The organism is Paraburkholderia sp. NMBU_R16 (genome assembly GCF_013282575.1).
Lineage (GTDB): Bacteria > Pseudomonadota > Gammaproteobacteria > Burkholderiales > Burkholderiaceae > Trinickia.
Genome location: NZ_JAAAYE010000005.1, coordinates 94,317 through 107,022 on the forward strand (window position 1 = coordinate 94,317; position 12,706 = coordinate 107,022).

Annotated in this window: 10 protein-coding genes; 4 read left to right on the top strand and 6 right to left on the bottom strand. The window is 63.5% G+C overall.

Annotation, left to right across the window (positions count from 1 at the left end; translation table 11 throughout):
- Nucleotides 1–69 precede the first annotated feature (69 nt).
- Nucleotides 70–1,113: a hypothetical protein gene (locus GWC77_RS03930; protein ID WP_173255559.1), complete on the top strand. Its 1,044-nt coding sequence runs from the start codon at nucleotides 70–72 to the stop codon at nucleotides 1,111–1,113.
- Between the two features lie 6 nt (nucleotides 1,114–1,119).
- On the opposite strand, the gene GWC77_RS03935 is transcribed toward GWC77_RS03930, so the two are convergent.
- The 4 genes from GWC77_RS03935 to GWC77_RS03950 are packed head-to-tail and all read right to left on the bottom strand — an operon-like array spanning nucleotide 1,120 to nucleotide 6,852.
- Nucleotides 1,120–3,129, bottom strand: coding sequence for an acetyl/propionyl/methylcrotonyl-CoA carboxylase subunit alpha (locus GWC77_RS03935; protein ID WP_173255560.1), 2,010 nt, complete (start codon nucleotides 3,127–3,129; stop codon nucleotides 1,120–1,122).
- Nucleotides 3,130–3,185: 56 nt separating this feature from the next.
- Complete coding sequence (locus GWC77_RS03940; protein WP_173255561.1) at nucleotides 3,186–3,971, bottom strand: enoyl-CoA hydratase/isomerase family protein; 786 nt, start codon at nucleotides 3,969–3,971, stop codon at nucleotides 3,186–3,188.
- A 51-nt stretch (nucleotides 3,972–4,022) separates the two neighbouring features.
- Nucleotides 4,023–5,630: a carboxyl transferase domain-containing protein gene (locus tag GWC77_RS03945; protein WP_173255562.1), complete on the bottom strand. Its 1,608-nt coding sequence runs from the start codon at nucleotides 5,628–5,630 to the stop codon at nucleotides 4,023–4,025.
- Nucleotides 5,631–5,670: 40 nt separating this feature from the next.
- Nucleotides 5,671–6,852 carry an isovaleryl-CoA dehydrogenase gene (locus GWC77_RS03950; RefSeq protein WP_173255563.1) on the bottom strand — a complete coding sequence of 394 codons (1,182 nt, stop codon included), beginning with the start codon at nucleotides 6,850–6,852 and terminating at the stop codon, nucleotides 5,671–5,673.
- Between the two features lie 316 nt (nucleotides 6,853–7,168).
- On the opposite strand from GWC77_RS03950, the gene GWC77_RS03955 reads away from it, so the two are divergent.
- From GWC77_RS03955 to GWC77_RS03965, 3 genes are all read left to right on the top strand, one after another.
- Nucleotides 7,169–7,951, top strand: a complete 783-nt coding sequence (locus tag GWC77_RS03955) for a TetR/AcrR family transcriptional regulator (protein WP_173255564.1) — start codon at nucleotides 7,169–7,171, stop codon at nucleotides 7,949–7,951.
- 85 nt (nucleotides 7,952–8,036) lie between these two features.
- Nucleotides 8,037–9,059, top strand: coding sequence for a DUF2891 domain-containing protein (locus tag GWC77_RS03960; RefSeq protein ID WP_173255565.1), 1,023 nt, complete (start codon nucleotides 8,037–8,039; stop codon nucleotides 9,057–9,059).
- Nucleotides 9,060–9,200: 141 nt separating this feature from the next.
- Nucleotides 9,201–9,485: a hypothetical protein gene (locus GWC77_RS03965; RefSeq protein WP_173255566.1), complete on the top strand. Its 285-nt coding sequence runs from the start codon at nucleotides 9,201–9,203 to the stop codon at nucleotides 9,483–9,485.
- 93 nt (nucleotides 9,486–9,578) lie between these two features.
- On the opposite strand, the gene GWC77_RS03970 is transcribed toward GWC77_RS03965, so the two are convergent.
- Both GWC77_RS03970 and GWC77_RS03975 read right to left on the bottom strand, forming a co-directional pair.
- Entirely contained in the window at nucleotides 9,579–10,211 is a 633-nt protein-coding gene (locus GWC77_RS03970; protein WP_173255567.1) for a TetR/AcrR family transcriptional regulator, read from the bottom strand.
- A 111-nt stretch (nucleotides 10,212–10,322) separates the two neighbouring features.
- On the bottom strand, nucleotides 10,323–12,611 hold the full coding sequence (locus tag GWC77_RS03975) for an amylo-alpha-1,6-glucosidase (RefSeq protein ID WP_173255568.1): 2,289 nt from the start codon (nucleotides 12,609–12,611) through the stop codon (nucleotides 10,323–10,325).
- Nucleotides 12,612–12,706 lie beyond the last annotated feature (95 nt).

The window sequence follows — 12,706 nt, forward strand, 5'->3', positions numbered from 1 at the left end:
CGTCTTCCGCCTGTGCAGCGGGAAATCAAGGCAATCGGGCCCTCGATATGGGACACTTCCCGACCGTCGGTGAAAGTCGGCGGCTTTGTCGTGGTCGGAACGCCGGAAGAGGTTCAGCAGGTCGTGAATGCCCTCGACTACATCGAGCAGGTGCCGCAGGTGCGCGAAGTCGTTCGCCGCGTCGAATACGGCAAGCGCCGGCTGACGATCATGGTCGATCCCCACGGGCCAACCGAGTACGGCTTTCCTCGCATGATCCGCTGGAACCCGAGAATGGGCGTGCTTTACGAAGGTGGCATTCTCAGCCCGGCACTGCAGTTGGGGCACGAGTTTTCGCATGCGACGCGCCGTAGGCCCGAACCCAACGATCAAGCCGAGTTGGCCGAGGAGATGAAGGCCGTCGAATTCGAGAACCTCATTGCCCGCTATCACGGCGAGCCGGTACGCACGACCTACGATGGTGAAGCGTGCGTCGTCAGTGGTCCGCTCGACTCGTTCGTTGTGCCTTCGACCGCCAAGGAAATGTCTACATCGGGCCGCTCGACGCAAGCCGACGAGGTTGCGGCCGGCCAAGCGCCCGGCACGCCACCAACGAGCGACAGCGTCGCAGCGGCGCCGCGACATGTGACGCTCGGTTTCTCCGGCTCTGCATTGACATCTGTCGACGAAGCCCGCCAACAAATCCTCGGCGGGCTCGAACAGGTTGGCGCCGCAAAAGCTTTATTGCTGCAAGCGCAGGCGCAGCTCGATCAAACCATGGCCCGGCTCGCCGCGGTACCCGACGATCCATGGCATGACGGTATCGTGACGATGCATGCGCTGATCGGTACAACGGAGCAGACCGTAAACGAAGCATACGCAATGCTCGAACCGGCGTTGCGCGGTTCAAGCTATAAGTCGGAAGCGGTGCAACAAGGCGAGACCCTGTTGCTCAGGGTGGGGGAGATCCGGCAGCACTGCATGCAGGTGACGGCCGCGCTGGCGATGTCGGGCCACGTTCCTCCGTCGCAGATCTCGCCGCACCTGCCGATGATCGGCGAATATCTGCGGCAACAGTTGGAATTGCTCGAAGCGACGGCGCGCTACTACACGCAATATCTGCCCAGGCTCTAGCCGCCGTCAGCCCCCCGTCTCCATGACAAGCAGCTGCGCTCCGTCGGCCACCTGATCGCCGACGCCATACAGCACCTCCGAGACCTTCCCAGCGGCGGGCGCGCCGATCGTATGTTCCATCTTCATGGCCTCCATGACGATCAGCGGTGCGCCTTTTTCCACAACGGCGCCCGCCTCGACGAGCACCGCGATCACCTTGCCCGGCATCGGGGCAGTCAAGCGCCCCTCGCCGTGCTCGGCATCCGCCGCATGCGCTAGCAGGTTCGTCCACTCGAACGCGAGCGATGTACCGAAGCAAAAGACATGGAACGTATCGCCATCGATAAAAACCCGGCCCGTCGTTCGAACGTCGCCAATGCGTACCCCGTAGCCGTGAGGCTGCGCCTCGCGCCACCAGTCGAAGGGCTCTGTCCATCGTTCATGCTCGAGTGCGCGAACGGAACCATCGCGGGTATAGACGACCTTGCAAGGCGCATCGTCTTCGATCGCACGCCATTCGATCGTCTGTCGATAGCCGCCGTTCAGACGCCAATGCGATAGCGCATCCCAGACAGATGCGCCATGCGCGGTGCCGCCTTCGCGCGTCAGCAGCGCTGCGCAAGCAAGCGCCAGCGCTTCCTTGAACGGCTTCTCGGTGCGAGCGAACAGCGCATCGTGGTGACGCTCGATGAGGCCCGTATCGAGTTCAGCCGAGGCGAACGGCGGACACGTCACGATGCGCCGCAGGAATTCGATATTCGTTTGCGGGCCGACCGCTTCGCAGGCTTGCAATGCGCGGTCCATACGCGCAAGCGCCTCGTCCCGGCTCGCGCCGTGTACGATCACCTTCGCGATCATCGGGTCGTAAAACGGCGTGATCGTATCGCCTTCGCGCACGCCGCTATCGATGCGCACTGCCGCGCGCCGCGGCTCGCCGATCGTGAACTCGACGCTTGCCGGCATCCGCAGATACTTGAGTGTGCCCGTCGAAGGCAAAAAGCCGCGCGCCGGATTCTCCGCATAAACGCGCGCTTCGATGGCGTGACCATCGACCTTCAACTGGTCCTGCCGCAATGGCAGCGGCTCTCCGGCCGCCACGCGCAACTGCCATTCGACCAGATCGAGCCCCGTCACCATTTCGGTAACGGGATGCTCGACCTGCAGGCGCGTGTTCATCTCCATGAAGTAGAACGCCGTGCCGGTCATGATGAACTCGACGGTGCCGGCGCCCACGTACGACACCGCGCGCGCCGCCGCGACGGCAGCTTCGCCCATCGCTCGACGAACGTCCGCCTCGAGCCCCGGCGCGGGCGCTTCCTCGAGTACTTTCTGGTGACGCCGCTGCACCGAGCAATCGCGATCGAACAGGTAGACCGCACCGCCGTGGCGATCGGCGAATACCTGCACCTCGACGTGCCGAGGTCGAAGCAGGTATTTCTCGATGAGAATGCGATCGTTGCCGAAGCTGCTCGCCGCCTCGCGCTTGCATGACGCGAGCGCGGCCGCGAAATCCTCGTGCTTGTCCACTACACGCATCCCCTTGCCGCCACCGCCCGCGCTCGCCTTCAGCAGGACGGGATAGCCGATCGCATCGGCCTCGCGGCGCAATCGTTCGGGGTCCTGATCGTCGCCGTGGTAGCCGGGCACGAGCGGAACCGCCGCCGATTGCATCAGCGCTTTGGCCGCGGCCTTCGATCCCATGGCCGCGATGGCCGACACCGGCGGCCCGATGAAGACGATCCCGGCGGCTTCGCAGGCTTCGGCGAATGCTTCGTTCTCCGAAAGAAATCCATAGCCGGGATGAATGGCCTGCGCGCCCGTCTTCAGCGCGGCATCGATGATCCGCTCGATGCGCAGATAGCTTTCGGCCGCCGGCGAGGCACCGATATGCACCGCTTCGTCGCATGCGGCGACATGCTTCGCACTGGCATCGGCGTCCGAATACACGGCGACGCTCGCCACGCCGAGCCGGCGGCAGGTCGCCGCGACACGACAGGCAATCTCGCCGCGGTTCGCAATCAGGATCTTGTTGAACATGTGAGGTCTCGCAATGGGAGTGCGCGTCGCGCCGCCGTGTCTTGCCGGATCGTGGATCAATCGCGCCAGGCCGGCGCCCGCTTCTCGAGGAACGCGGCCACCCCTTCGCGGCCTTCGTCGCTCGCCCGAATGGCGGCAATGCGCGCGGCCGTATCGTCGATCAGCACTTCGTCCAGTACGTGGCCCGCGACATCCTGCACGAGCCGTTTCGATTCGCGCACGGCCTGGGGGCCATTCGCGCAGAGCGTGGCGGCGAGCTTTTGCACAGCGGCATCGAGCGCATCGGCCGGCACGGCTTCGTGAACGAGCCCGAACCGGCAGGCAGCCGCGCACTCGAACGGCTCCGCCGTCGTGAAATAGCGGCGGCAGGCACGCTCGCCGAGCGCCCGGATAACGTACGGTGAAATAGTCGCGGCAATCAATCCCAAGCGCGCTTCGGACAGGCAAAAGCGTGCCGTCTCGACGGCGACGACGATGTCGCACGCAGCGACGAGCCCCACGCCGCCCGCATACGCATCGCCAGACACGCGTGCGATGACCGGTTTCGTCGAGCGATAGACGGCTGCCAGCATGTCGGCGAGCCGCCGCGCGTCGGCGCGATTCTCCTCGTCGGAGAACGACGCCATCTTTTTCATCCAGTTCAGATCGGCGCCCGCGCAAAATGCCGGACCGTTGGCCGCGAGCACGATCGCTCGCACATCGTCGCGCGTCTGTAGACGCGAAAACACATCGGTCAGCTCGGCGATCATCGTCTCGTTGAATGCGTTGCGCACTTCCGGGCGAGCGAGCGTCACCGTCGCGACGTGCCCGGAAATCGCTAGCTCAAGCGTGCTGTATTGCATCGAGGGCTCCTCGTCCGTTCGTTTCGAAGTCCGCTTCTTTTCGATTGCGGATCACATCCGGAACACGCCGAAGCGCGTGTCGCCGATCGGTGCATTCATCGCCGCCGATAGGCCGAGACCCAGCACGTCGCGCGTTTGAGCCGGATCGATCACACCGTCGTCCCAAAGACGCGCGCTCGCGTAATAGGGATGTCCCTGGTGTTCGTACTGGTCGCGAATCGGTTTCTTGAACGCTTCTTCCTCGTCGGCGCTCCACGTGCCGCCCTTCGCTTCGATACCGTCGCGCTTGACCGTCGCCAGCACCGACGCGGCCTGCTCGCCGCCCATGACGGAGATGCGCGCGTTGGGCCACATCCAGAGAAACCGCGGCGAGTAGGCTCGCCCGCACATGCCGTAGTTGCCCGCACCGAACGAGCCGCCGATGATGACCGTGAACTTCGGCACGTTGGCCGTCGCGACCGCCGTGACCATCTTGGCACCGTTGCGCGCAATTCCTTCGTTCTCGTACTTGCGCCCGACCATGAAGCCTGTGATGTTCTGCAAGAACACGAGCGGAATCTTGCGCTGACAGCAAAGCTCGATGAAATGCGTGCCCTTGAGCGCGGACTCCGAGAACAGAATGCCGTTGTTCGCCACGATGCCGACCGGATGGCCCCAGATATGGGCGAAGCCCGTGACGAGCGTCGTGCCGTAGCGCGCCTTGAACTCGTCGAATTCGGAATCGTCGACGACGCGCGCGATGATCTCGCGAATGTCGAACGGTTTGCGTGTATCCACCGGAATGACGCCGTAGATGCTCTTTGCGTCGTAGCGCGGCGGCTTCGGTTCACGCAGTGCGATGGGCGGTACCTTCACGCGGTTGAGCTTGCCGACGATGCTCCGCGCGAGCGCGAGCGCGTGCGCGTCGTTTTGCGCGAGATGATCGACGACACCCGACAGACGCGTATGGACATCGCCGCCGCCCAGATCTTCCGCGCTGACCTCCTCGCCCGTGGCCGCCTTCACGAGCGGCGGCCCGCCGAGGAAGATCGTGCCTTGATTCTTGACGATGATCGATTCGTCGCTCATTGCGGGCACATATGCGCCACCCGCCGTGCACGAGCCCATCACCACCGCGATCTGTGCGATACCAGCCGCCGACAGATTGGCCTGGTTGTAGAAAATGCGCCCGAAATGATCGCGATCGGGGAATACGTCGTCCTGGTTCGGCAGATTGGCGCCGCCCGAGTCGACGAGGTAGACGCACGGCAACCGGTTTTCGGCGGCGATCTCCTGCGCGCGCACATGCTTCTTGACCGTCATCGGGTAGTAAGTGCCGCCTTTGACGGTCGCATCGTTGCAGACGATCACGCATTCCTGCTGTGCGATGCGGCCGATGCCGGTAATGATGCCGGCTCCGGGTGCCGCATCGTGATACATGCCGAAGGCCGCGAGCTGCGAAAACTCGAGAAACGGCGTACCGGGGTCGAGCAGTTGCGCGATGCGATCGCGCGGCAGGAGCTTCCCGCGCGACACGTGCTTGTCGCGCGCCGCGGCCCCGCCACCCAATGCAAGATGCGCCACTTTCTGCTGCAAATCGGCAACGAGCGCTTCGAGCGCCGCGGCGTTGGCGCGGAATTCGTCGGAGCGCGGATTCAGCTTGCTTTCGATGATCGGCATGAGGGGAATACTCCGTTCGCGGCGCGAATGTCGGGATGCGTCAGGCGGTTTCGGCAAAAAGCTCGCGGCCGATCAACATGCGGCGCACCTCGCTCGTGCCCGCGCCGATTTCATAAAGCTTTGCGTCGCGCCAAAGCCGGCCGACCGGATACTCGTTGATATAGCCGTTGCCGCCGAGGATCTGGATCGCCTCGCCGGCCATCCATGTCGCTTTCTCCGCGGTATAGAGAATGACGCCCGCGCAATCCTTGCGAACTTGACGTACGTGTTCCTTGCCGAGCGTATCGAGCTGACGGCCCACGGCGTACAGATACGCACGGCAGGCTTGCAGCGTCGTGTACATGTCCGCGACCTTGCCCTGAATCAGTTGAAATTCGCCGATCGCCTGACCGAATTGCTTGCGATCGTGAATATACGGAACGACGGCATCCATACAGGCAAGCATGATGCCCGTCGGACCGCCGGCCAGCACGGCGCGTTCGTAATCGAGGCCGCTCATCAGCACGTTCACGCCGCCGTTCAGACGGCCGAGGATGTTTTCTTCGGGGACCTCGACATCCACGAAGACGAGCTCGCCCGTATGCGAGCCACGCATGCCGAGCTTGTCGAGCTTTTGCGCCACCGAGAAGCCCTTCATGCCTTTTTCGACGATGAACGCCGTGATGCCGCGAGAACCGGCTTCGATATCGGTCTTGGCATAGACGACGAGCGTGTCGGAATCGGGACCGTTCGTGATCCACATCTTCGTGCCGTTCAGCACATAACGGTCGCCGCGCTTGTCCGCGCGCAGCTTCATGCTGACGACGTCCGACCCGGCGTTGGGCTCGCTCATCGCCAACGCGCCGACGTGCTCGCCGGAAACGAGCTTCGGCAGGTATTTTTGCTTTTGCGCTTCGGTACCGTTGCGGTGAATCTGATTGACGCACAGATTCGAATGAGCGCCATACGAGAGCCCCACCGACGCCGAGGCGCGCGAGATCTCCTCCATCGCGACCATATGTGCCACGTAGCCCATGTTCGCGCCGCCGTATTCCTCGGAGACCGTCATGCCGAGCACGCCAAGTTCGCCGAACTTGCGCCAGAGGTCCATTGGAAATTGATCGGTGCGATCCACCTCGGCCGCACGCGGGGCGATCTCCTTCGCGGCGAAGTTGGCCAGCGTATCGCGCAGCATGTCGATTTCTTCGCCGAGCGCGAACTGCAATCCAGGCACGTTGCTCATGATGCCTCCCGCTGGGCCGCTCCAAGGGAGGCATCCGCCCCCTCGGGGGGCGGCGAACGAAAGAGAGCGTGGGGGTCGTTCATTCAGCTTCTCCAGTCTGGGCGGCGTCGTACGCCGCCTTGGTCGGGCAAGAGGCGCGGATCGCGCACTCGATCACCGCGCATTTCACGCCACATTTACGTAAGCGTCAATAGGTTTTTCTGAGTGGTACTCACTTTTCCTCACAGACCGTCTACCATAGGCAGCACAGTGCTATCATCGCGATCATCGCACCTCCGAAGGGGGAGGACTTGAACCAGACTCAAACAATGGACGAATGGACGATCTGAAGGTCGAAGCTGGCGGTACACGGCGTCAGCCGTCCGGACGCAAGTCGCAGCAACGCGTGAAGGACATCCTTCAGGCGGGGCGAGAGGTGTTTTCTGAAAAGGGGTACGAGCGCACGACGACGGCGGAAATCGCACAACGCGTCGGCGTCTCCGAGGCCACCGTCTTCAGCTACTTTCGCGGCAAACGCGAATTGTGCGTGCGCGTCATTTCCGATTGGTACGACGAGATCATCGCGGCCATTGAAACGGGGCTGCCGCGCAACGGCACGACGCGCCAGCAGTTCGCCTTCATCGTGCGCATGCATGTGCGGCTCATGCTGGTGCACGGCACGGGTCTTTGCTCGCTCGTGCTCTCGGAGGGGCGCACGAAGCATCACGCGCTCGGCGACGAGTTGACTGGGCTGCAGCGGCGCTATACGGCGCCGCTCATGCGCGTTCTCGCGCATGGGCAGCAAGCGGGACACATCCGCACCGATATGCCGCTTCGGCTCATGCGCTCGTTCGTATTCGGCCCGATGGAGCATGTGCTTTGGGACGCGACGCTCGCACACCGTGGCGCGGATATCGACGCGACGGCCGAACAGCTCGTCGACGTGCTCTGGACTGCGCTGCAGCCGCCGCAGCCGGACGTGACCGCGCTGAGCCGGCTCAAGGAAGATCTCGACGATGCGATGCGTCGTTTCGAAGCGTCCACAGTCATGGCGAGACGCATGCCGAAATCGCCCGGCAACGGCAGGCGCGCGAGCAAGAAGGCAACGACCGAACAGTGAGGGCGTGGCAGGTCAACAGATGCTTGCCGCGTCCGGGGCACGGGCGGTATCGTTGGCGCACCGTTCCCTTTGGCTCGACAAGCCGATGACTACCGTTCTCACGCGCGAGCTCGCCTCGACATTCGCCAAGCTGGCCCTCGCCCATCTGACGCGCGAGTACCCCAACAAGCTGACGCATTCGCTTGCCGGTCCTGAAGACGTTCGCACGCCGCGTCAGCTGCATCCGATTTTTTATGGCAGCTACGATTGGCATTCGTGCGTACACGGGTATTGGATGCTGCTGCGGTTGGTGACGCGTTTTCCCGATTTACCCGAGGCGCCGGCGGTCAAAGCCGTCGTTGACGCCCATTTCACCGATGCGAACGTCGCGGGCGAGCTCGCCTATCTGAGCCTTCCTCACAATCTCGGATTCGAACGTCCGTACGGCTGGGCGTGGCTGCTCGCGCTCGCCGGCCACCTTCATGCGATGCGGGGGGGCGACGCCGCGCGTTGGTCGCGCACGATTGCACCGATGACCGATGCCTTTGTCGAGCGTTTCGAAGTGTTTTTGCCCAAAGCGAGCTATCCGGTGCGCGTGGGCACGCATTTCAACACGGCATTTGCGCTTTCACTGGCGCTCGATTTTGCGCGCACGACCGGGCGTTCGAAGTTTGCCGAGTTGATCGTCGATACGGCGAAACGATGGTATGCGAACGACGCGGCTTGCCAGGCGTGGGAGCCCGGCGGCGACGATTTTCTTTCGCCCTCGCTGGTGGAAGCGCAATTGATGCAACGCGCACTGCACGCCGCGGAGTTCGAACGTTGGCTCGATCGGTTCCTGCCGCGACTGCGGGAGGGCGAGCCTGCCACATTGTTCATCCCCGCGACGGTGACCGATCGAAGCGACGGCAAGATCGCTCATCTGGATGGACTGAATCTGAGTCGAGCGTGGTGTCAGCGGTCGATTGCGCAAGCGCTTTTGCCTGCCGATGTGCGCCGCGCGCGGCTCGAAGATGCGGCCGAGCGACATTTGCAAGCGGCGCTCGCCCATGTGGCCGGCGATTACATGGGCGAGCATTGGCTCGCGACGTTCGCGCTGCTGGCGCTCGAAGCTGGCTCTGTTCCCTGAGCCTTAAGGCATTTTTAAGGTTCCCTTCCTAATCTCATTGCGCACGCGTTTCCGAGCCAGAGGGGGTCGACGCGAAACGCGAATAGGCCCAGGCGCGTGCAACGGCAAACTTCGTTCTCTCTCCGATAATGGGGTGCAGCCATGTTCTCAACTTGCATTCGCTCACTCGGCGCCGCTTGCCTGCTCGGCGCAGTGCCGCTGCTGGCACAAGCGACCGAACCCGAAACGTTCTCGATGCCGGCTCCGCTCAGCGCGCAAATCCGGCATGACGGCTTCTCGATGCAGCGCATCAAGGCGGGAAGCTCGATCAACGGCAAAACCGGCACGTCGACGTTGTTCGGTCCTGAGATCTTGCCCAATTGGCAGCCGAAATCCGGGGAAGCCGCGACGCGGCGGCTCGAGGGAAACCGTTTCGAATTTCGTTGAGCGAATGGCTCCGCCAAGCGGTGCTCGGCGAGAACGCGGCGTTACTCGATACGCTCGCCGCACACCGCTTTCATGACTGCTCGGTCGCTATTCTCAAGTCAGCGAGCGTAGCGCCAGATCGACTACATCGGCCAACTGGGCTTCGTCATCGACCACCTTGCTCATGACGCGCAACCCCTGTGTCACACACAGCAGGTAACGGCCGACCTCGCCTTCATCCAGCGACGGGTCGAATTCGCCCGCCGCCTGACCGCGGATCACCGCCGCGGTCAGCAGCGTCGTCGTGCGCCGGTGGAACGACTCGATCTTTTCGCGCAGTTCGGCATCGTCGGCCTGCATTTCGAGCGTTGTGTTCGTGATGAAGCAACTGCGCTGCCCCGAGAGCGCATTCGTGATTTTCGCGTAGTGCAGCAGGGCCTCGCGCAGCGACTCCGTTGCCGATCCCCCGGCGCTCAGGCGCTCGGCCAAACGCGCGATGACTCCCTCGGAGTAATGGTCGACTGCCGCCAGCAAAAGGCCGTGCTTGTCGCCGAAGACTCCGTACAGACTGCCTCGCAGCACGCCGGTGGCTTCGCAAAGATCGTCGATCGAAGTCGCGTGGTAGCCGTGGTTCCAAAACGTCCGGCTCGCGCGATCGAGCACCTCGTCGACGTCGAATTCACGTGGCCGGCCTCGCGCTGCGCGCGGCTCGTTGCCGGATTTGCGGGATCGTATAGCGTTAGTCATGCGGCGATAATATGACCCATCAGTCAATAATTCAAGCCGCAAAGCCATCGCCGCGAAGATGAAGCGGAGGCGCCGCGCCGGCCCGGCACTCACGCCAGGCCGGCGCCCCCGCTACAACACCGCCGCTACGCGCACATCTGACTTGTCCGCCGACGCGACGATCTTGCCGCCCACCCGACTGAACGTGATCGTGACGGTCTTGCGACCCACACGGAGGTTGCCCACTTCGAGCCAGTCGATTCCCTCGGGCAATGCTGGCTGTTCGATCAGGATCTGCTCGCGCTGCGCATCGATCGTCAGGCCCAGACAGGCCTCCAGCATCATGAACGGCGCGCCGGCCGCCCATGCCTGCGGGAGGCAGGCCACGGGATAGGCCGTGGGCGGCTCGCCGCGCTGACGCATGAAGCCGCAAAACAGCTCGGGCAATCGCATATCGAAGTTCACTGCCGCCTCGAACAGCGCCTGCAGCAAGCGCACCGCCGCCGGTTTGTCGCCGTAGCGTGCGAGCCCGCGCGCGCATAACGCGTTGTCGTGCGGCCAGACGGAGCCGTTGTGATACGACATCGGGTTGAAACGCGGCTGATTCGCGGCCAGCGTACGCACGCCCCAACCGGTATGAAACTGCGTCGATTCCAGCTTGCTTGCCACCGCCTCGCCCCGCTCGCGCGACGGCAGCCCGAATGCAAGCAGGTGACCGGCATTCGAAGCCAGCACGCGACACAATTCGCCATGACCGTCGAGCGCTATGCCGTAAAAGTTCGCCTCGGGCATCCAGAACAGCGCTTCGACGCGCTCACGCAAGGTTTCCGAGCGTGCGGCATAACGCGCCGCCGCATCGACGAGCCCGCGCCGTGCGGCAAGCTTTGCCATCGTGTCGAAAGCGGCGCAGGCGTAGGCCTGAACCTCGACGAGTGCGATCGGCCCGTCCGGCATCCGTCCATCGGCATGGAACACCGAATCGTGGCTGTCCTTCCATCCTTGATTCGCCAACCCGCGATCGGAGGTGGACTGGTAATCGACGAGTCCGTGCGGATTTCTATCGCAGACGCCGGCCACCCACTGCGCGGCTCGCTCGAGCGCGGGCCACAGTTCGTCGATGAACGCCTCGTCAGCCGTACGCGCGAAATACGCGCCGGCCAGCACGACGAAAAGCGGTGTGGTGTCGACACCCCCGTAGTAAAGCGCAAACGGCACCTCGCCGGTTCCAGCCATTTCGCTCTTGCGCATCTCGTGCATGATCTTGCCCGCCGATGCGTCGCGAAAGGCGGAATCCTCGCGCGCCTGATATTCGGCCAGAAAGCGCAGTACACCGCGCGCCAGCCACGGCTGCAGCCAAAGCATCTGCAGCGAGGTCACGATCGCATCGCGTCCGAATGGCGTCGAAAACCACGGGATACCGGCGTAAGGATAAGGGCCAGTCGGCAAATCGGTCGTCAGCAGGCCGAGGTCCGCAAACGAACGCTCGAGCCATCCGTTGAAAAGCGGGTTGCTCGTCCGGATGCGGGCCGTCGCCCGGCGCCGCTCGCGCATCGACAAGTGCGCGCTTGCAAGTGCCGCGCGCACGGCGGCACGGCCCACGCGCGGGCGCACGGCATCGATTTGCGTCAGATGCGCCGGATGGCGGCTGTGCGGCGGCTGTGCGACCTGCGCGCCCGGTGGCTCGGAACAGGTGGCCGCCGCGAGCTTGTGCGCATCGACCGCGACCGACAAATAAATCGACACACAGGCCTGCGCCGAGAGCGTGATCGAGTAATCGGCCCGATCCTGCGCAAGCTGATCGGGCTGCGGTGCGAATGCAATTCGAACGGAGCGCTCGACGCAATCGAGACCGGTATAGCTGAGCCGCACTTCGTCGCGACCCACGACAGGGGCCGCAATGGTGCCTCGCTTCGGCCGCGAGAGCCCACGCACCTCGAACATATCCTTGAAGTCGCAGCCGAATGAGATCGACAACGGCACGACCGCCTCGGTCGAGCCGTAATTGGTGAGCGTAATCGCTTCGTAAAGCACCGTACCGGCGAGTACGCGCATGCGCTCGACGTGTATGACGCCTTCAGGCGTGAACTCGCCGCCCACCGGCGGCAGCGGCCGGTTCGTCAGGTGTGCCGTAAACGAAGTGTTGTCACTGCTGACATTGCCTGAGAGCAGCGAAGGCGCCCGCCCGCCGAAGGTCAGGCGAAGCTGCGAAAGTGTGCGGGTGTCGTTGACGAAAAGGCCGTCGTCGAAACCGTTGACGTCGCCCAATGGGTCGTTGACGACGAAAGCGTCGCCCGATTTCAGTACGTATTGGCTCGTGCGTGCGACGTAAGGGTGCTCGGGGGCAATGAACGCGCCGTCGGGCTGATGTTCGGTCGGACCGCCCGCTCGTGTCACTAAATCCGGAACTTCGGTATCCAGCATCGTGTGGCTCCTGACGTTGGCTCTTCTCGATTGTAGAAAGCGATACGCGAAGGCAAAGAACAAATGTGGGATGGCGTGCCGGCTCCGCCGTGCCG